This is a genomic window from Fluoribacter gormanii (assembly GCF_900156395.1).
In the GTDB taxonomy this organism is placed as follows: domain Bacteria; phylum Pseudomonadota; class Gammaproteobacteria; order Legionellales; family Legionellaceae; genus Legionella; species Legionella gormanii.
In genome coordinates, this window is the sequence record NZ_FTNL01000006.1 from 78,049 (window position 1) to 98,256 (window position 20,208).

Here is a 20,208-nt window from a genome sequence, read left to right on the forward strand (position 1 = left end):
TAAAGAAGGGAGGGGAAGATTAAAAGGTGGGTGTTGTTACTATTTAATTGACTTTCTAACTTTTTGAATAGCCCGAATTTGTGCTACAGCTCGAGCGAGTTCAGCAGCAGCAACAGAATAATCCATTTCTCCGCCTTTACTTGCCATTGCCGCTTCAGCTTGAGCTTTTGCGGCCAGAACAGCGGCTTCATCAAGATGCTCAGCTCGCTCAGCCACATCTGCAAGAATAGTCACACAGTTAGGTTGTATTTCCAGCATTCCACCTTGAACATAGTAAATTTCTTGCTGTCCACCAGGCAAAGTAATTCTCACTTCGCCGGGCTTTAGAATTGTAAGCAAAGGGGCATGACCGGCTGTAATACCTATTTCGCCTAATTCTCCTGTAGCAACTACCATTTCTACTACACCAGAGAATATTTCATGTTCAGCACTGACGATATCTAAGTGCGTTGTTCTAGTCATATTTGCCTACCTCACAAGGTCTTAGCTTTAGCAACCGCTTCCTCAATGCTACCAACCATATAAAATGCTTGCTCAGGTAAATCATCGTACTCACCAGCAAGAATACCTTGGAAGCCTTTGATCGTATCTTTCAACGAAACGTACTTTCCTGGAGAACCAGTGAATACTTCAGCAACGAAGAATGGTTGTGACAAGAATCTTTGGATTTTACGCGCACGGGTAACAACACGCTTATCTTCTTCAGATAATTCGTCCATACCAAGAATCGCGATAATATCTTTTAATTCTTTATAGCGTTGTAATGTTTGTTGTACACGACGCGCTGTATCGTAGTGCTCTTGACCTACAATTAGTGGATCTAATTGTCGAGACGTAGAATCCAGAGGATCTACCGCGGGATAGATACCTAATTCAGCAATTTGACGTGACAATACAACTGTAGCATCCAAGTGAGCAAACGTAGTTGCTGGGGATGGGTCAGTTAAATCGTCAGCAGGTACGTATACGGCTTGGATAGAGGTAATAGAGCCAGTCTTAGTAGAAGTAATACGCTCTTGCAACATACCCATTTCTTCAGCAAGTGTTGGTTGGTAACCTACAGCGGAAGGCATACGACCTAAAAGTGCTGATACTTCAACCCCTGCCAGGGTATAACGATAAATGTTGTCAATAAATAACAATACATCACGGCCTTCATCACGGAATTTTTCAGCCATAGTCAAGCCAGTTAATGCAACACGTAAACGGTTACCTGGTGGCTCATTCATTTGACCATAAACCAAGGATACTTTATCCAACACGTTGGAGTCTTTCATTTCATGATAGAAGTCATTTCCTTCACGAGTACGTTCGCCCACACCCGCAAATACTGAGTATCCGCTATGCTCGATCGCGATGTTTCGAATTAACTCCATCATGTTAACGGTTTTACCCACACCGGCACCACCGAACAGACCGACTTTACCCCCTTTAGCAAAAGGACAAAGCAGGTCAATAACTTTAATACCGGTCTCAAGCAATTCTTGACTTCCGGCCTGTTCTTCGTAACTAGGTGGCTTGCGATGAATCGACCAATGCTCTTCTGCACCGATTGGACCAGCGTCATCTACTGGACGACCCAAAACATCCATAATTCGACCCAGGGTTTTCTTACCAACAGGTACTTGAATAGGATTAGCTGTATTTTCAGCTTTTAAACCACGCTTAAGTCCTTCGGTTGTTCCCATCGCAATAGTACGTACGACACCATCACCCAGCTGTTGTTGTACTTCGAAAACCAAATCACCATCAACAAGTTTCAATGCATCATTGATTTTAGGGACATTATCACGGGGGAATTCCACATCCACAACCGCGCCAATAATTTCTACTACAGTTCCTAAGCTCATTTTATACCCTCTTATAAAGCGGCTGCGCCACCGACAATCTCTGCTAACTCTTGAGTAATTGCAGCTTGTCGGGCTTTGTTATAAGCCAATTGAAATTCTTTAATCAAATCACCGGCATTATCGGTTGCATTTTTCATTGCAATCATTTTCGCCGCTTGTTCACATGCAATATTTTCAACTACTGCCTGGTAAATCTGCAATTCGATATAACGTTCCAAAAGATTATCCAGCAATTCCTTAGCATCAGGTTCGTAGATATAATCCCAATGATGCCCCATTGTTGTGCTGTCTTCTTCTGATTTTGGCAATGGTAGTAATTGTTTCACCATGGGCTTCTGAGTCATGGTGTTAACAAACTCGTTATATACCACGTGCAATGCATCGATGGTGCCATTATTAAACGCATCAAGCATCACTTTAACGATACCGATAAGATCTTTAATGCTTGGCGTATCACCTAGATGATCTTTTGAGCCAAGAACATTACTGCCAACGCGTTTAAAAAATGCTTGTCCTTTACGGCCAATAACAGCAATATCAACTTCTTTGCCTTGCTCTTTCCAGTTACGAATCGTGCGAACTGTCTCTCGCAGCAAGTTTACGTTTAAACCACCGCACAGGCCACGATCTGTAGTAACAACGATTAGACCAACACGATTAATCTCGCGATGCGTCATAAAAGGATGTCTGTACTCTGAATGAGCACGGGCAATATGCTTTACTACACCGTAGATTTTACTGGCATAAGGTTTAGATGCGCGCATTCGTTCCTGAGTTTTACGCATTTTGCTTGCTGCCACCATTTCCATCGCACGAGTAATCTTTCGAGTCTTGTTGATACTCGAAATTTTCGAACGGATTTCTTTTGCTCCAGCCATAATATCACTTCGCCTTAAATTGACTTACCAACTTGCTGTACGTTTAAAGTCCTCTACAGCTTTTTTCAATTTTGCTTCAATGTCATTATCGTAAGCACCCGCTTCATTGATCAGTTGTAGCAAATCAGGATGTGAGGTACGCATATAGTCATGCAATGACGCTTCAAACGCAGCAACTTCACTTACAGGTACATCATCCAAATAACCTTTTTCAACAACAAACAATGCTGTACCCATTTCTGCAACAGATAATGGAGAATATTGTTTTTGTTTCATTAACTCAGTAATTCGCTGACCGCGCTCTAACTGTTTACGAGTTGCATCATCAAGGTCTGAAGCAAATTGAGAGAACGCTTCCAATTCGCGGAATTGAGCAAGTGCCAAACGAGTACCACCACCCAGTTTTTTCATGATTTTTGTTTGTGCGGCACCACCAACCCGTGATACAGAGAGACCGGAGTTAATTGCTGGTCTTACACCTGAGTTAAATAAATCAACATCAAGGAAAATCTGCCCGTCTGTAATCGAAATTACGTTAGTTGGAACGAATGCTGATACGTCACCTGCTTGTGTTTCAATAATCGGCAATGCAGTCAATGAGCCTGTTTTTCCTTTAACTTCACCATTTGTCAATTTTTCTACTTCATCAGCATTGATTCGGGCCGCTCTTTCCAGCAAGCGTGAATGCAAATAGAAAATGTCACCAGGATATGCTTCACGGCCAGGTGGTCTTCTTAACAATAATGAAATTTGTCGATAAGCCCAAGCCTGTTTGGTTAAGTCATCATATACAATTAATGCGTCTTCACCGCGTTCCATGAAGTATTCACCCATGGTACATCCAGCATATGGTGCGATAAATTGTAATGCAGCTGAATCAGAGGCACCAGCAACTACGACGATGGTGTGTTCTAAAGCACCATGCTCTTCAAGCTTACGTACTATTGCTGCCACAGATGAAGCTTTTTGTCCAACTGCTACATAGACGCACTTAACGCCTGTGCCTTTCTGGTTAATAATCGCATCAATTGCGATTGCTGTTTTTCCTGTTTGACGGTCACCAATGATGAGCTCACGCTGTCCACGTCCAACTGGAATCATTGCGTCGATTGCTTTTAATCCTGTTTGCACTGGCTGGTCTACTGATTTACGTGCAATAACCCCTGGAGCAACTTTTTCAATTGGAGCCATTCCTGCTGCATCAATAGGGCCTTTACCATCAATTGGATTTCCTAATGCATCAACAACACGACCTAAAAGTCCTTTACCCACTGGAACTTCAAGAATACGGCCAGTACATTTACCTTTTTGGCCTTCAGCTAGAGAAGAATAATCACCAAGAACAACCGCGCCTACCGAGTCTCTTTCAAGGTTAAGAGCCAGACCATAAATTCCGCCTGGAAATTCAATCATTTCACCAGCCATTGCATCTTCAAGGCCATGCAAGCTCACAACACCGTCTTTTAAACTAACAATAGTACCTTCATTGCGTGATTCAGATACTACACTAAAGTGTTCTATTTTCTTTCTGATTAATTCACTGATTTCAGAAGGATTTAACGCTACTTGTTCTGACATGGAAACTATCCTCTAAATTATGCGGCCAATTCTGTACTGAGCTTGTTAAGCTTGCCACGAACTGAACCATCTATAACTAAATCGCCCGCTCGAATTATTGCTCCACCAAGCAAGGAAGGATCAATACTGATTTTTAACGAGACCTCGCGCTGTAGGCGCTGACTTAATGATTCGATTAATCGCTGTTGTTGCGCATTTGATAAATCAGAAAAACTGCTTACATCAACACACAGAGTTTTCTCTTGCTCTGCACGATGTGCCTCATAGAGTGCACAAATTTCTGGTAGCAATATCAATCTTTTATTTGTAGCCAACAAGGTAATTAAGTTGCTTAATGCCTTATTCTCATTTGATTTTGCATCGGTTGCTGCATGCAACAACTCGATATGCTGCGCTACAGTAGTTGCTGGATTTGCAATAAACTTTTCAGCCTCAGGCATCAGCACAGCTTGTGCAAGATTTTTCAAATGTGCTGACCACTCAGCTAATTTTCTTTCCCCCAAAGCATATTCAAATATCGCTTTAGCATAGGGTCTGGCTATGGTGGTACTATCAGACATTTTTAAATCTCTTCTATCAAGTTATCTAATAAGGCAGTATTTGCCTTGGCATCAATTTCGCGCTTCAAAATTTTCTCAGCACCAGTTATTGCCAAGTTAGCAACCTGTTTACGCAACTCATCTTTTGCATGATTGATTTGTTGCAGTAGTTGCTCTTGTGCCAACTTCACTTGCATTTGCGCTTCATGCTTCGCAGCTTCTTTTGCTTCTTCGATGATTTGCGCAGCACGTTTATTTGCCTTCTCAATGATATCTGCTGACTGGACCTTAGCTTGTTTTAATTCATCTTTAACGCGATGCTGTGCCAGTTCTAATTCTTTTCGACCACGTTCAGCAGCAGCTAGACCATCAGCTATTTTGTCTTGTCGCTCTTCCATTGCTTTTGCCAATGGAGGCCATACTAACTTCATGGTAAACAAAACAAACGCTGCAAAAACGAGCATTTGTACAATTAATGTTAAATTAATTTCCACCGTTTATCTCCTGTAACAATTAGGGCGCCTGGCGCCCTGATTATGTGTTATCAAGAACCCAGGTTGCTAAGGAAAGGGTTTGCGAAAGTAAAGAACAATGCGATACCCACTCCAATCATGGTTACGGCATCTAACAGACCAGCAACGATGAACATTTTTACTTGTAACATTGGAACCATTTCTGGTTGGCGAGCTGAGCCTTCAAGGAATTTGCCACCAAGCAAACCAAATCCTATCGCTGTGCCCAATGCACCCAAACCAATTAACAAGGCAACCGCAACAACGGTCATACTCTGAATTTGTGCTATTAAACTAGCGGCTTGCATATTTATCCCCTTTACAATGGATGAAAATTAAATCGGTTAATGATCTTCGTGTGCCAAACTAAGGTAAACAATCGTTAGCACCATGAAAATAAATGCTTGCAATGTTATCACCAATATATGGAATATTGACCACGCCAGCGCCAAAATAAATTGTGCTGATCCTAAGGTCGCAGTAGCCAGTGTTGATGAAGTTGCAGCATTTAAGGTTAACAGCGCGATCAATATAAATATCAACTCGCCTGCGTATAAGTTACCAAATAAACGTAGTGCCAGTGAAATTGGTTTAGCAACCAGGCCAACCACTTCGAGCAACAAGTTAAAAGGTATAAATCCAGGATGATTAAAAGGCTGTAAAGTCAACTCTTTGATAAACTTTTTCACACCTTTTATCTTAATGCTGTAAAAAATAATCAGAATAAATACCGATAGCGATAAACCAAAGGTTAAGTTCAAATCGTTAGTTGGCACAACCTTAAGGTAGTGGATGCCTCCAGTTTGCGCCAGTGCGGGCAATATGTCTACAGGCAAAATATCCATGAAATTCATTAGAAAAACCCAGAGAAATATGGTTAATGCCAATGGTCCAATTAAGTTATTCTTACCATGGAAGCAATCTTTGACCTGATTATCTGCAAATTGCAGCATGATTTCCGCAAAGTTCTGTAATTTACCGGGTATGCCCGTAGTCACTTTGCGTGCACCAAAATACATCAGTCCACAAACAACTATTCCCAAAACAATTGAGAAAAATAAAGTGTCAAGATTCAATGTCCAGAAACCACCCGAACCCAATTTCATATCACTAACGTTATAAGTAAGATACGTTAAATGATGCTTAATGTAGTTTGTGCTAGATACCATTTCAGTCACTTTCAGGCCTATTCTGTTTATTTTCAATAATCAACGGGGCAAACCAATGCGTCATCAGTATCATAATATATGACGCAAAAAACGCTAGCGGTGTGATTTTAAATAGCAAAAACACCGCGGTGAACAGGAATATGGATATAACTATCTTTAATGCTTCGCCTTTATAGAAACTATTTACTATCTGCTTGGCTGATCGAGCACCTTGATACTTAAATAGTTTGCTTGCAAAATACGCATTAGGAACAATACAAACCAGACCACCTAGCAATGCCGAACTTGCTGCATTAGTACCATATACTAGTGCACACAAAGCTGCAATGATCAATGTAGCGCTTAACTGTACAAGCCATAATCGTACAATTCCACGATTACTTAGTTGTTTGTTCACATATTCACCTAAGTTTCACCGCGCGAATTATAAAGCAACCCGTATGAATAAGCAATGCCTGATCTATGCAATAAAGTTAGTAACTGTTCAGAAGATATACTTGAACCTTGGGCAGGGGTATGATTTTAGGGCGGTCTGCGCATAAAAATATGCTTTTGAAACATAGGATATCTCAGAGTGTGGGCATTCGAAGTATTGTTTTCGCGCGATATACTGCCGTTATGTGAATCGCGCACTTCACGATTACTAATGTCAATTCAATTTAAGTACTTGACTCTCTGCGTCCTTTTGCTCGGTTTCCTCTGATTGTAAATTTAAGCGAAACAATTCCTCTTTCAGTTTCATACCCGCTTTATATACACTTGTGGGACTTGCGATGGATGGTTTGGATATTATACTGACATCAAATCCATCATTCTTTATTTTTTCTTTTAACTCATCACTTAACCCTGACTCAATAACTTGATGTACTGCTGTTGAGCAATTGAAACTTCGAATATTGTAACTTTTTTTACTCCTAGATAATGCAACCATTTGCGCGAGAACACGCTCTGTTTCTAAACTACATGTCGGTTGCTGACTATCATAATCCGTTGGAAGTTCTATCACACCATCAGGCTCTTTTCCCACAGATCTATGCCGCTCGGCAAAATCTTCTTTACATACCTCGAGTTGTTTCGTTGCTAGCTTTAACTCTATCATGAGACCATCAACTCGATCCCCATCTTCTTTTGTAAAATCAAGACTTAAATCAGGCGCCCTTCCTTCTTTTTTTGCTAACTCGAGCTCATTCATAAATGCATCCCGTTTCTCCATAAGCATTTTTTGCTCATCTTCCAAATTTACTTTTATACTATTCAATTGTTGATAGGCAGGATCATCTTCAAGTAGTCTACCCTGTTGCAGAGAGGGGTGCTCGAGTTCTTTTATCTTGGTCACTTCTTTTCTTGTTGTGAGATATCCTTTTACTGTCGTTTTTGTAGTTATGGGTTGTTCTGCCGAACCATATAAATTTATTATTTGTTGCGCTTCTAATGTTCCTTCAGGATCATTCTCCCATTCTGATTTTCGATCATCAAGGAACCCATTGATATGATGTCCATTCGTATATCCTGGCCACCAACTAAAGTAGGCAAAATAAACCACTTGTACCTTAGGTTGATAGCTGTCACCCTGTTTTTCAGGAATGAATTCTGTTCGTTTACTAATGGTAACTCCTTCAATGCTACCATATTTCGTAGCAAGACTATCGCCTTTTTCATCCGCAGGCCAAGTTAACTCTAGCGAAGTATGTCCCATATTTCCTCCGAAAAATTTCGGCCCAATTACTCTTTTCAATCCTTTGGAGTACTCCTTCGTGCTATTGTTCCAAGTATAAATCGTTAACGCCATAATTGATCACCAGTCAACCTATATGTTCAAATTATAGACGATTATAGTCTTGCGATTTAATACCTCCAGCAAATCTCACTGAGTCTGACGGTAAGTTGAGCCTTTCTGGCTCCGATTGATAAGCCCAGAGACTATTTTACCCGGTAATGGAGCCTATGATGAAATGCCCACATACCAGAGTTTCCTCACGGGTGCTTGTGTCCTTTAAAAAACAAATTTTTTAATTACCAATGACCTACATTCGGCTCTGATGCCCAGGGTTCTTGTATCGGCAGTGGTTCACCTTTTTGCAGCAATTCGATAGAAATATTATCTGGCGAACGAATAAACGCCATATGCCCATCTCGAGGTGGCCGGTTAATTATTACCCCGGCATTTTTTAATCGTTGGCATGTCGCGTAGATATCGCCCACCCGGTACGCTAAATGACCAAAATTGCGTCCTTCTAGATAGTCTTCGGGATCCCAATTGTAAGTAAGCTCAAGCATGGGTATATTTGCATGGTTTGTATGCTCTAAATCATCTGGTGATGCCAGAAATATCAAAGTATATCGGCCTTTTTCATGCTCCGTGCGTTTGACTTCTACCAAGCCCAGTTTATTACAATAAAAATCGAGCGACTCATCTAAATTAGAAATTCGTACCATCGTATGTAAATAATTCATCCATTTTCTCCTTTATAGCTTTCCTGAGGAAGCCGATTACAATAGATTTTACCGTCTATAATTTAAGTGTGGAGCTTATTATCGCAACTCGGGTAATAAGTAGTGTTTATTAACCTCGCAAAAGGAAAGAACATGCCTGATAAGATCCAACGTACTGCAGCCAGCCTGCAGCAAAAAATGCTCGCTCGTTATAGCGATGGGTTACATCATAAACATAACAAACATCATCTAGAATATCGACAACATTGTAGATCCCACCCTTGTAATCAAGGTAATGACTTTAATGAAGAAGAGCTAACCGGCTCTACGGGATTATTACGTCAACTTAAATTAAGGAAAATGCGTAAGCGACCTGATAAGGGAAGTTTCCATTAATATACATCCATCGTAAAACAAGCGCTTGGTTGTATGAGATCCTTTAATCAAGCGCTTTTCTTTAGGATTACCCTACAGAATTATCCTGATAGGTAAAATATTTTAGCATTTTTACCACACGTACGACATCGCTCGTTTCTCTTGCCATATTAATCACTTTTTCAGCTTGCTCTTTATGAACATCTCCCATCAAATAGACCACTTGATCTGAAGTAACAATTTTGAAAGCCTTAGGATCAATCGAATCATCAGCAAACATTTGCCCGCGAATTTTCGCCGTTATCCAGCTATCCAGCATCAAATTGGACTCTTCGGTGCGCACCTGTACTTGATTAAATAAACGTCTGTAACCGTTTACCTTAGCTAATCGTCGATTCAATTTTTCTTTCATTTCAGTTGTAGGAACATGTCCCGATACTAAAATATCCCCATTGAATACGGCGATATCAATAACGCATCCATTATTTTTGAATTTGTTATCGACAGTTATCGCATTATTCACTTTAATATTTAAACTGTAATCATCCAGTTTTTTATACACATTATGTCTGTCGTAAACCATAGTGGCGCCAGTCCATATACCGCCTGCGCAGCCATACAAACAAAATAGAACACTAGCAAGTAATACCGCAAAACATCCTTGTTTTAACATTTTATTTAGTGAATATACTGAAAAATTTTAACTACTTTATTCACACCATTAACTCGACGCGCCGCATCGACTGCAAGAGCTGCTTGCTGTGCGTTAACGATACCCATGAGATAAACTACTTTATTTTCTGTCACAATACGAATTGATCCGGACTCAAGTCCCTTTTTAGCCAACATTCTGCTCCGAACTTGACTGGTGATCAAACTGTCTTTGGATCGCTCTGTAAGCGGAATAGGATAACCAATTGATATTTCATTATAAACTCGATGTGCGCCTGGAGCACTTCGGGCTATTTTTTCAGCTAAATTACGTAAGGAAGCGGTTGGTGTTTGACCAACAAGTAGAACCGCTCGATTAAAGCTAGTCACAATAACTCGCGAATCACTAAACTTCCGATTTGTTACTATTGCCTTATGAATCACATGAAATAATCGCGCATCTGCCTCCATAGTTATGACACCGCGTCGATCATAAACCATTCCGGCAACGGCTCCAGTTACTACAGCAGCAACACATCCTGTCAGCAAGGTGGTTACTAAAAGAAAAGCGATTGATTTTAATTTGAAACTCATTTTTTTACCCCAACACCTGACCAAATAATGACTGGTCAATTAAATCACAAAAGCAGTGTAAGATGAACAAGTGCATTTCTCTAATTCGTGCTGAATTATCTGAGGCCACACGAAGCTCAATATCTTCGGGACCCAAATGATTTGCAAGCACACCACCATCACGCCCACTTAACGCTACGGTATCCATGCCCCGTTCATTAGCAGCATGGAGTGCATGCAACATACTGTCAGAGTTACCCGAGGTAGTTAATAAAAGCAGCACATCGTTTTCTTGTCCTAAAGCCTGAATTTGTCGTGCAAAAACCTGATTATAATGATTATCATTTGCGGAATAACTTAAACTGCTCGCATCGGTACTTAAATTAATTACCGGAAGGGCGGGTCGTTCAACTTCAAATTGATTCAACATGGCGCTGGCAAAATGCATACAATTCGCACTTGACCCCCCATTACCACACAATAATATTTTTCCATCGGCAAGCAAACAATTCACTAAACGTTGCCCCGCTTTGGCGATTGAATCAGATAAAGAATCAGCAAGTGCTATTTTGGTTTCTATATTCACCCCAAACAGATGCCTTACTCGTTCTTCCATTTGTCCCATCATATAAAACCTCTATCTTTTACTTTCTTTGTAGCCTGGGTGATTCGAAGCGGAACCCCGGTTATTGTTCATAAAATTCCCGGGCTCCACTTCGCTACCCAGGCTACATTTAATTAATAATCCGCTCCAAATGCATCTTTTATCCAGTTAATGGATGCTGATGTTCCATCAATACTTACCACATCAAAACGAAGAGCTAATTGGTCATACTGTTGATGTTCCAGCAGATAATATGTCGCTGCTTTGAGTATTTTTTGTTTCTTTGTATAAGTAATACTTGCGATACCACCACCAAACTGGGTAGAAACCCGAGAACGTACTTCTATAAAAACCAACTGTTCCTTGTCACGCATAATTAAATCAATTTCACCCAAGCGGCAATTATAATTTTGCGTAATGAACTCAAGACCTTGTTTTTTTAAATAGGTTAAAGCTTTTTGTTCAGCAATACGGCCTTTCTCATAAGTCATCAATTAAACTGTCTCACCTAGGGAATGCACAAGGCCTTGTTTGAACTGCCCCCACTCTAAAACACGTGCAACGTGTTGAGATGGCTCAAGGTATAAAATACCATCTCCATTATGCGATTTATCCGCAGGAAATAGCATCAATTGATTCAATTGTGTGGCCAAAGTATAACTGTCTATTCCTAAAGCATACAATCGGTTGTAACTGTTAAATTGTTCAGGCCAATTGCGTGTTCCTGCCTGATGCGAGAAAACCCAAGGGATATCACAGAATATAACGCCATCAAGATCTTTATCTTTCAGTGGGTTAGCACTTCCTCCATAGACACTGGCTGTGGCATATACGGGGACGTCTCCTGCATAATAATAATTTAGTAACGGCATAATTTGCCGGGCCTTTGACGGATAGGCCAACAAAAATATCATATCAAAATCTTGTCTGCGACTAATAACTGGCTGAATTTTTTGCCCTAATAACTGCCTTAATTTTTTTTCGCGTTGCTGGCTGTTGCTGATTTGCAGAAAATCCTTCATTTTTTTATTCAAATCATCATTAGAGCTATATAAAAAAGTATCAACAACTCGTCCACCATCTTTTTGCCATTGTTGCGTAAACGCCTTGGTTATCTCTTTTCCCCAATCATTTCCAGGTGCAATAATTAATGATCGACTATATCCCTTATTTTTTGCTCTGATTGCTACCTGGGTTGCTTCATTAACGGGAGAAAGCCCAAATAGAAAGGAATTTTCCTGAATTTTGTTATCAGCGTCATTTAATAGCAGAGTGGGGACAGGATGTGGTAAGGCTGCAACTGTAGCTACTTGTGATTTGGTTAAAGGTCCTACAATATAATCAGCACCATCATCAATTGCTTTTTGATACAAAGAAGCAACATCGCCTTTATTGGTATCATAGGTTTTCACCTGCATTGATTGTTCACTGTTTTTGTTATAAGCCGCCATAAATCCATCACGTATAGCGGATCCAGGTCCTTGCAAAGCGCCACTTACAGGAAGCAAAAGAGCGACTTGTTTCGGTTGAGCACGGATTTTATTGGCAATCGACTCCAGTGGATTAGGCAAAATATGACCTGCTGGGTGGTTACTGTACTGAGATTGCCACTGATTTAAAGCAGCGAGCAAGGATTTAGGATTATCGCGATACGTGCGAGAAATCAATGCAAGCTGAATCCAACCTTGTAAATCAGATTGGCTTGATGTTTTAGCAGTCAATGAATTTAATTCTGTTTGCGACATCCGCGTTAGAGTTAACCACAGGGCGCGACGATTATTGTCTTGACTCCCTTCATCGGCTAGCAAAGTCTCAAGTTTTATTCGCTCATTAATCGATTCCAATGGCTTTCCTTCGCCGCGATAGGCTTGTGCCAAAAGTTCATGAAACTGGATCTTTTGGTATGCAGAAAATGCGTCACTGTCCCTTATACTGGTCAATTTGTTCCGCGCCATACTGGGACGGTCACGGATGAGATCAATTTGGGCTAGCAAAAGATTTTTTTCATCCTTAAGTATCGGTGTCAAGTCAGAAGTCTGTGCTAAAATAGCAGTGCCTTGTCGCCATTGGCCATCTGAAATCAAACGTCCTGCGGCCAAGAGTAACGAGTGTTGCTTTTCAATGCCTTGTTGGTTTTTAGCCTGCATAAGGTAATTTGCAGTAGGCTTGGAATAAGGACTCGCTATTTTTTTCTTCTCTATCTTAGGTGCCGGCACTGGTGCTGTCATTTCCGGAGGATTCACGGCGGTAGTACACTGGCAAAGAAAAAAAGTAGATGTCAGTAAAAAAAATACGCGTATTTTTATTAACATGTTTTTCAAGAATTGAATAAGCAATAACGCAAGAGGATAAACTATGACAAACTCACTAGCAACAGGAATAGGAACGCTTTATATTGTTGCAACTCCAATAGGAAACCGTGAGGACATTACGTTTAGAGCATTAGAGGTGCTCAAGTCTGTTGATTCCATTTTAGCTGAAGATACACGTCATTCGGTACAGTTACTGAGCTCTTTAGGAATAAAAAATAATCTTGAATCCCTCCACGCGCATAATGAAAATGATAAAAGCAAACATTTTATTGAACAGCTGTTAGCAGGAAAATCCATAGCCTTAATCAGTGATGCCGGTACTCCATTAATTAGCGATCCTGGCTTTTTATTAGTAAAATTGGCCCGTCAAAATCAAATTCCGGTTATTCCTGTTCCTGGTGCTTGCGCGTTAATTACCGCTCTTTGTGCTGCAGGAATTCCTTGCGACTCCTTTTTATTTTTAGGATTCCTCCCAGCAAAACAGCATGCGAGAAAAATTAAACTCGATTCCTTGCGTACAGAACCACATACTTTGATTTTTTATGAATCAACACATCGTATTCTGGAATGTCTTGATGACATTAGTGAACTCTATGGACAAACGTGTGATATTGTCTTGGCCAAGGAATTAACCAAAACTTTTGAGCGCTTTATTACTGGCACTGTACTTGAAGTCAAAAATTGGCTTTTGGCCGATCCGGGGCATATAAAAGGCGAGTTTGTACTGTTAATCCCTCCACGACCCGTTTCTAATGAACCAGAAACCTATGAAAAACTTCTTAACGTATTATTGGATGAGCTTCCACTCAAGCAGGCAGTAGCAATTGCTTGCAAATTGAGCAATGGGAGTAAAAATGAATTGTACGAAAAAGCCTTAGCAATAAAAAATAAATCAATGTAAGCTGGTTCAGAAACAAAGTGCCGTCATCCCTCGTTGTACCCGAGATGACGGCAAAAAGAGTACCGGTTACCTAACTCTCCGGTCTATACATGCAGCGGAACCCACGCTACATGATTATTTTCTTTTTAGACCGATTAACAGCTAAAGCACGAAGTTTCGTCTAAATCGTTCATCCTACCTTCATCTAGAAGCAGGCTATCGTCTTTATCTTCTTTATCTTCTTTATTAGGTCCTTCCAAAGCCAACTGTGCGGCCTCTTTTTTACTGTTATGCTGATCATAGGCATGGTAAATTTCATACCCCACATACAATACAGTTAATGCGATTGCTGCAGGCCAACATGTTGCATAGGCAGCAATTAAAAGTGTAGGCATTACCGTATTTTTTATTAACGTGAAGATAAAATCATTACGTGCCGCTTCGTATTCTACGAGTGCTGCAGCATATTCTTTTTCAGTAGCTTCCTCTAAGCGAATGCTTTTCTCTTGGTATTTCGAATACGCATCAGAAGAAAGATACATCGCTACCGCAACAGTACAAACAAAGAAACATGCAACAGCTATTCCTGGGCCCGTAAATAATAATGAAGCACCGAATCCCATCATCAGCAAGGCAGCTGCGGCTGCAACAAAATAAAAAGTACTTTCTTTTGTGCGCCAGTTAATTTCTAACTCTTTAAGTTGTTTTTGGAGCATTGCTGCATGAGCAATTCTTTGCTTATCAGTCATACCAGGAAATTTTTCTGGATGATTTAGGTAATCTTCCATTTCTTGCTCATATTGCGCCTTTTTAGCTAGATATTCCTGCTTGGCCAGATGACATTTATACAGTGTCATACACACGTCAAAACCCAAAAAGACGAAGGTTATTACCCCCGCTGTTGGATCGGGTATATGGGTAATATGATTAAAATTGGTTAGGAAATTTATTGTAGCCCACACTAGGTCATTGGCAAAATTACAGTGACGTTTATAAAGTTCAAATTTAAATCGATCATAGGCCGTAGTTCCATTCTTTTCTTCCTCAGCGGTGGGAAAACAAGTATGTTCAATCAAGTAGCCCGCATCAATTGCAAAACGCATTAAAAATAAACCCACACTAAAATATTTAAGCACTCCATTGGGTGCATTAAGAAAATCAATTATTTGATCGACATCGGTGTGCGTACCTAAAATCGAATCCAGATGATCAATAAGATGCGTGTCTTTTGCAAAAGCAAAACCCGATACTAGAGTTAAACGGCAAAATACCCAATATACACGACATAAGTTGGCATAAGCCACATAATCACGAATCTGGGATAGATGTAATGGTGCATTCATCAAATTACGAAAACTGTTAATAAAACTGTTTTTCAGTGATTCGATAAACTCTTCCTCTGCTTTAGCATCCTCTTGCTGTTTATTTAATAATCGGTTCTTAATTTGTTGCTTTATTTTTTTATAATCCTCTTCTTTACTGTACTGAGAATATGCTTTATGGAAGGTTTCTAACAGGGTAGCGCAATAGTAACAGTACATCCAAAAAGCTTTATCATCTTCATTTTTTCGCTTTTGCAGCACTGCAAACATTTGGGTGAATTCAGCTTCAAGCGCTTTTTGATTTTCTAAAATAAAAGGATAGCCGATGTTATCAGCACGACGTTTAATATCCCCTAAAGTCCGAAGCTCATTCTGATTAAGTTGCATAAAAAACGAGTTCTTATCGTTACTAAGATCCGCATTATGTTTTGAATGAGCCATAAAAAACCTCACAAAAATTAGACAGTAAGTTTGCTACGTTATCATTTGATAATGGTTTTGACAAGATACTTCTGTATGTTTTTTTGACACAATGTTTCAAAACAGTAAAGAAAGTATTTAGAGCTGTAAAGTACTCTTTTGAATAATAAAGAAAAGTTAAAAAATTAAGAATAATGAGGTTTGAGTTCTAGAAAGTGCAACAGCATATTAATCAACTTATTTACCAATACAAAAACTGGAAAAGATACGTCCTAATAAGTCATCAGAACTGAACTCTCCTGTTATTTCGCATAAACTTTGATGCGCCAGACGCAAGTCTTCTGCCAATAACTCTCCAGCGCGATGCTCTGCCAATTGTTGCTGGCCTGTAGTAATTAAATTTTTTGCTTCATCTAATGCCTGCAAATGCCGTCTTCTGGCAAGAAAATGCCCTTCATTCGGTTGATAGCCTACAACGTGTTTTATTACTTGCTTTAAGCCATCAATTCCCTCACCTGATTTTGCAGAAAGATAGATATCTTGATTGCTTATTTGGGCACTGTGACCTAAGGTGTCAATTTTATTAAAGACAGTAATAATCGGAACTTCCTCTGGCAAGGCTGCCTTGATTTGTTGAGTCAAATGATCATGGTGTTCCAGATCATTCACATCAACAACAAGCAAAACACAATCTGCTTTTTTTAATTCTTGCCATGCTCTTTTAATTCCTTCTTTTTCGACAATATCATCAGACTCACGTAGACCGGCGGTATCAATGATGTGGAGGGGAATGTCATCCAATAAAATATGTTCACGCATAATATCACGAGTAGTGCCAGCAATCTCGGTAACTATAGCCACATCGCGTCCCGCCAAACAATTAATCAAGGTTGATTTGCCTGCATTAGGTCTTCCGGCAATCACTACAGACAATCCCTCACGTAAAATAACTCCTTGATTAGCCTGGGCGCGGATATCATCCAATTCAGTTAAAATATCATGCACCAAATACGCGACTTTACCGTCATTAAGAAAATCAATTTCTTCTTCTGGAAAATCTATTGCGGCCTCAACATATAAACGCAAGTAAATAATCTTTTCATTGAGTTTATTGATTTTATTTGAGAATTCTCCCTGTAATGACTTTAATGCCATTCGTGCTGCTGTTTGCGAACTGGCTTGAATTAAATCAGCAATTGCTTCCGCTTGAGTTAAATCAATTTTATCATTTAAAAAGGCACGCTCGGAAAACTCCCCTGGCCGTGCCAAGCGAGCCCCTAAATGAATACATGCTTTAGTCAGCATATCAAGCACAACAGGGGAGCCGTGCGCTTGAATCTCAACAACATCTTCCCCAGTAAACGAGTGAGGCGCTTTAAAATAAATCATTATCCCTTGATCAATTAGAGAATCAAGTTGTTGTGCGTGCTTATTATTGGAAAATGAATAAAAGGAGCAAAAAGTAGCCATGCGTGGTGGTAGTGACTTGTTGCCATTCATAGTAAAGGCAATAGCGTATGCTTTTGGACCGGATAATCGGATTATTCCTACCCCACCTCTGCCAGGTGGGGTAGCTATAGCTACTATAGTTTCTGTAGACATTTATTTAGCTGAAACAAGTTTTTTTGCTGTTTTTTCATCGGAATATTTACGTGTAATGTACCATTGCTGCAATATGGACAAGGCATTATTCACAATCCAATACAGTACCAAACCAGCTGGAAAATTCCAAAATAATGCGGTAAATAACACGGGTAAAAACATCATCACTTTTGCTTGCATTGGATCTGGTGGTGCCGGATTCAATTTTTGTTGAATCAGCATGGTAGCCCCCATGATTATTGGCAATACGTGATAAGGATCAGGTGAGGCCAAATCTTTAATCCACAAGATAAATGGAGCTTGTCTTAGCTCAACACTTTCCAATAGGACCCAATACAGGGCAATAAATACTGGAATTTGGATTAATATAGGCAAACAACCACCTAGTGGATTTACCTTTTCCTGCTTGTACAGTTCCATGGTCGCTTGACTGATTTTAGCTTTATCATCGCCATAACGTTCACGTAACGCTTGTAATTTAGGTTGTAATTTACGCATACCTGCCATTGATTTATAGCTGGCAGCAGATAAACGATAAAATGCCAATTTAATCAATACAGTCACTAAAACGATAGACCAACCCCAGTTACCAATGAAATTATAAATTGTTTTCATCAGCGAGAATAATAGCGACGATAAAAACCATAACATCCCGTAATCAACGGTGAGATCCAGTGATGGAGCAATCTCTTTTAACACACTCGTAATTTCTGGGCCTATATACAATCTGGAGCCAACAGTGGTTTGCTCTTCGGGTTTCAAGGTAATTGGCTTGCTCACCGCACCAATAGTGTAATCATTATTCACAGCGCGTGTATAAAACTTGTTGTTCGCATTAGCTTCGGGAACCCAGGCGCTTAAAAAATAATGTTGCTGCATAGCAATCCAGCCACCTTTACTATCCACATCAAGATTTGTTTTATTCATGTCGCTAAAGCTTACTTTTTGATAGCGGTGTTTTCCTGGTTCTGAATAAGAAGCACCGGTATATGAGCCAACATGAAATACACTTGACTTATCTTCCTTGGGAGAGCTGCGTAACAACTGGGTATTCAAATATCCAGTCCATTCATTGCTGCCTTTGTTAACAATTTTATAATTTACATCAATAAGATAGCTGCCTTTAGTAAAAATAAACTCTTTTTTTACATCAAGTCCTTCGCTATTTGTTCCACTAAGCGTTACGGTTAATTGCTGCTGGTCAGGCGCCATTTCGTAATGCTGTTGTGGTGTCGTAAAATTTAAATCCAGAGCTTGGACGTTCTGTCCTGAAGCAACAAAAAGGCTACTGTTTGCTACATAACGCTCATTCGCCTGATTTTGTAAAAGAAGAAAAGGTTTATTCTTTTCGTCAACACTTTGCGGATAATCAAGGAGCTGCCCTGAAACAACATCACCTTGTTGCGGATCAATAGCCACATCCAAAACATCAGTTTTAACCTGTATTAGCGGTGCATTACTGCTTTTAGTTTGTCCCTCAACAGGATTGATGGGCGTAGATGCGGATGTATTGGATGGTGTTACTTGCGGTAGCAAAGGTTGTCCATTCTGCTCATGACTTATCACATTTTCTGTTGGTAGAGACTGAGGAGGATAGTCTATTTGCCAGGCATTCCAAAGTGATAAACTAACTAGCGCAAGCGCCATATATAAAACAATACGTCGTATATCCATCAATGATTCTCGTTGTTGGGGAGTACAGGATCATAGCCGCCACGTGACCAAGGGTGGCAACGCAATACTCTTTTTAAAGCCATCCATAAACCTTTGGTTATGCCGCATTGTAGGATAGCGCTTTCAGCATATTGTGAACAACTTGGGTAGTATCGGCAACTTGGCTTCAGCAAGGGGCTAATCAAATATTTATACAATTTGATAGGGAAACAAACTATTTTTCGTAACATGAGATTAATTTTTTCCATGTTTTGCTCATTCTAGCATTTATAATTGCATTTGTTTGTTTTGCTACGCCTTGTCTAGCTAAAAAAACCACATCGACTGCAGGTAATTCTTCTTGTCGAAAGCTTTCTCTTAACAGCCGTTTAATACGATTTCGCTCATGAGCTTTTGCTATCACTTTCTTCGATAACGCCAGCCCAAGTCGAGCATAACCTAAATTATTTTCTCTAAAGAGAACGATAAACTCGGATGTTACTATTTTTTTTGCTTGTTCAAACACATGATTATAATCATATTTTGTTAATAATCGCTGTGTTTTTTTAAAAGCAAACACTTAGGCAGTCAAACGCTTACGGCCTTTAGCACGACGACGCTTGATTACTAATCTACCTGCACGAGTTGCCATACGCTCACGGAAACCGTGGTCACGTTTACGTTTTAAATTACTAGGTTGAAAGGTACGTTTCATGATGAACCTGTTAATAAAATTATGAGGCTGGCAATAATAGAGAACTTTTTTTCTACTGTCAATTTTGATAATTGATTATTTTTTGTATCGTCTCATTTTTGTTCGATTTTTTTTCTTGTTAATAACTACATTATTTTATTTT

Annotated in this window: 24 protein-coding genes; 2 read left to right on the top strand and 22 right to left on the bottom strand. The window is 39.8% G+C overall.

Annotated features, from left to right (window positions below; all coding sequences use genetic code 11):
- Positions 1-39: 39 nt before the first annotated feature.
- From BW930_RS05495 to BW930_RS05545, 11 genes are all read right to left on the bottom strand, one after another.
- The gene (locus BW930_RS05495) at positions 40-462 is read right to left on the bottom strand and encodes a F0F1 ATP synthase subunit epsilon (protein WP_058469310.1); all 423 of its coding nucleotides are present in this window, start codon (positions 460-462) and stop codon (positions 40-42) included.
- A gap of 11 nt (positions 463-473) precedes the next feature.
- The gene (gene atpD, locus BW930_RS05500) at positions 474-1,850 is read right to left on the bottom strand and encodes a F0F1 ATP synthase subunit beta (protein ID WP_058469309.1); all 1,377 of its coding nucleotides are present in this window, start codon (positions 1,848-1,850) and stop codon (positions 474-476) included.
- 11 nt (positions 1,851-1,861) lie between these two features.
- On the bottom strand, positions 1,862-2,728 hold the full coding sequence (atpG, locus tag BW930_RS05505) for a F0F1 ATP synthase subunit gamma (protein ID WP_058469308.1): 867 nt from the start codon (positions 2,726-2,728) through the stop codon (positions 1,862-1,864).
- 24 nt (positions 2,729-2,752) lie between these two features.
- A complete protein-coding gene (atpA, locus tag BW930_RS05510) occupies positions 2,753-4,306 on the bottom strand; it encodes a F0F1 ATP synthase subunit alpha (protein WP_058469307.1) in 1,554 nt (517 codons plus the stop codon).
- 17 nt (positions 4,307-4,323) lie between these two features.
- Positions 4,324-4,866, bottom strand: a complete 543-nt coding sequence (locus BW930_RS05515) for a F0F1 ATP synthase subunit delta (protein ID WP_058469306.1) — start codon at positions 4,864-4,866, stop codon at positions 4,324-4,326.
- A 2-nt stretch (positions 4,867-4,868) separates the two neighbouring features.
- Positions 4,869-5,339, bottom strand: coding sequence for a F0F1 ATP synthase subunit B (locus BW930_RS05520; RefSeq protein WP_058469305.1), 471 nt, complete (start codon positions 5,337-5,339; stop codon positions 4,869-4,871).
- A 50-nt stretch (positions 5,340-5,389) separates the two neighbouring features.
- Entirely contained in the window at positions 5,390-5,665 is a 276-nt protein-coding gene (gene atpE, locus BW930_RS05525; protein ID WP_010655291.1) for a F0F1 ATP synthase subunit C, read from the bottom strand.
- A gap of 36 nt (positions 5,666-5,701) precedes the next feature.
- On the bottom strand, positions 5,702-6,526 hold the full coding sequence (atpB, locus tag BW930_RS05530) for a F0F1 ATP synthase subunit A (protein WP_076547500.1): 825 nt from the start codon (positions 6,524-6,526) through the stop codon (positions 5,702-5,704).
- 1 nt (position 6,527) lies between these two features.
- Complete coding sequence (locus BW930_RS05535; protein ID WP_058469304.1) at positions 6,528-6,923, bottom strand: F0F1 ATP synthase subunit I; 396 nt, start codon at positions 6,921-6,923, stop codon at positions 6,528-6,530.
- A 252-nt stretch (positions 6,924-7,175) separates the two neighbouring features.
- Complete coding sequence (locus tag BW930_RS05540) at positions 7,176-8,315, bottom strand: hypothetical protein (RefSeq protein ID WP_058469303.1); 1,140 nt, start codon at positions 8,313-8,315, stop codon at positions 7,176-7,178.
- A gap of 224 nt (positions 8,316-8,539) precedes the next feature.
- Positions 8,540-8,980: a VOC family protein gene (locus BW930_RS05545; protein WP_058469302.1), complete on the bottom strand. Its 441-nt coding sequence runs from the start codon at positions 8,978-8,980 to the stop codon at positions 8,540-8,542.
- A gap of 132 nt (positions 8,981-9,112) precedes the next feature.
- Between BW930_RS05545 and BW930_RS05550 the strand changes: the two genes are divergently transcribed.
- The gene (locus tag BW930_RS05550) at positions 9,113-9,355 is read left to right on the top strand and encodes a hypothetical protein (protein ID WP_058469301.1); all 243 of its coding nucleotides are present in this window, start codon (positions 9,113-9,115) and stop codon (positions 9,353-9,355) included.
- Positions 9,356-9,422: 67 nt separating this feature from the next.
- Here the strand turns inward: BW930_RS05550 and BW930_RS05555 are convergent, their stop codons facing one another.
- The 5 genes from BW930_RS05555 to BW930_RS05575 all read right to left on the bottom strand — a co-directional run bounded on the left by BW930_RS05555 (position 9,423) and on the right by BW930_RS05575 (position 13,474).
- The gene (locus BW930_RS05555) at positions 9,423-10,007 is read right to left on the bottom strand and encodes a BON domain-containing protein (protein WP_058469300.1); all 585 of its coding nucleotides are present in this window, start codon (positions 10,005-10,007) and stop codon (positions 9,423-9,425) included.
- Positions 10,008-10,012: 5 nt separating this feature from the next.
- Complete coding sequence (locus tag BW930_RS05560; protein WP_058469299.1) at positions 10,013-10,579, bottom strand: BON domain-containing protein; 567 nt, start codon at positions 10,577-10,579, stop codon at positions 10,013-10,015.
- A gap of 4 nt (positions 10,580-10,583) precedes the next feature.
- On the bottom strand, positions 10,584-11,183 hold the full coding sequence (locus BW930_RS05565; RefSeq protein WP_058469401.1) for a D-sedoheptulose-7-phosphate isomerase: 600 nt from the start codon (positions 11,181-11,183) through the stop codon (positions 10,584-10,586).
- Between the two features lie 113 nt (positions 11,184-11,296).
- A complete protein-coding gene (locus BW930_RS05570; RefSeq protein WP_058469298.1) occupies positions 11,297-11,653 on the bottom strand; it encodes a YraN family protein in 357 nt (118 codons plus the stop codon).
- Between the two features lie 3 nt (positions 11,654-11,656).
- Positions 11,657-13,474 (bottom strand): penicillin-binding protein activator, encoded by a 1,818-nt coding sequence (locus BW930_RS05575; protein ID WP_058469297.1) that lies wholly within the window; start codon positions 13,472-13,474, stop codon positions 11,657-11,659.
- A 43-nt stretch (positions 13,475-13,517) separates the two neighbouring features.
- On the opposite strand from BW930_RS05575, the gene rsmI reads away from it, so the two are divergent.
- Positions 13,518-14,375 (top strand): 16S rRNA (cytidine(1402)-2'-O)-methyltransferase, encoded by an 858-nt coding sequence (gene rsmI, locus BW930_RS05580; protein WP_058469296.1) that lies wholly within the window; start codon positions 13,518-13,520, stop codon positions 14,373-14,375.
- Between the two features lie 134 nt (positions 14,376-14,509).
- Here the strand turns inward: rsmI and BW930_RS05585 are convergent, their stop codons facing one another.
- The 6 genes from BW930_RS05585 to rpmH form a co-directional block, all read right to left on the bottom strand.
- The gene (locus BW930_RS05585) at positions 14,510-16,117 is read right to left on the bottom strand and encodes a hypothetical protein (protein ID WP_058469295.1); all 1,608 of its coding nucleotides are present in this window, start codon (positions 16,115-16,117) and stop codon (positions 14,510-14,512) included.
- Between the two features lie 216 nt (positions 16,118-16,333).
- Positions 16,334-17,698, bottom strand: coding sequence for a tRNA uridine-5-carboxymethylaminomethyl(34) synthesis GTPase MnmE (gene mnmE, locus BW930_RS05590; RefSeq protein ID WP_058469294.1), 1,365 nt, complete (start codon positions 17,696-17,698; stop codon positions 16,334-16,336).
- The gene (yidC, locus tag BW930_RS05595) at positions 17,699-19,372 is read right to left on the bottom strand and encodes a membrane protein insertase YidC (protein ID WP_058469293.1); all 1,674 of its coding nucleotides are present in this window, start codon (positions 19,370-19,372) and stop codon (positions 17,699-17,701) included.
- Entirely contained in the window at positions 19,372-19,620 is a 249-nt protein-coding gene (gene yidD, locus BW930_RS05600; protein WP_058469292.1) for a membrane protein insertion efficiency factor YidD, read from the bottom strand. The genes yidC and yidD overlap by 1 nt, the downstream gene beginning before the upstream one ends.
- Positions 19,587-19,931, bottom strand: coding sequence for a ribonuclease P protein component (gene rnpA / locus BW930_RS05605; protein ID WP_058469291.1), 345 nt, complete (start codon positions 19,929-19,931; stop codon positions 19,587-19,589). Before rnpA ends, yidD begins: the two co-directional genes overlap by 34 nt.
- The gene (gene rpmH, locus BW930_RS05610; RefSeq protein ID WP_019232681.1) at positions 19,932-20,066 is read right to left on the bottom strand and encodes a 50S ribosomal protein L34; all 135 of its coding nucleotides are present in this window, start codon (positions 20,064-20,066) and stop codon (positions 19,932-19,934) included.
- Positions 20,067-20,208 lie beyond the last annotated feature (142 nt).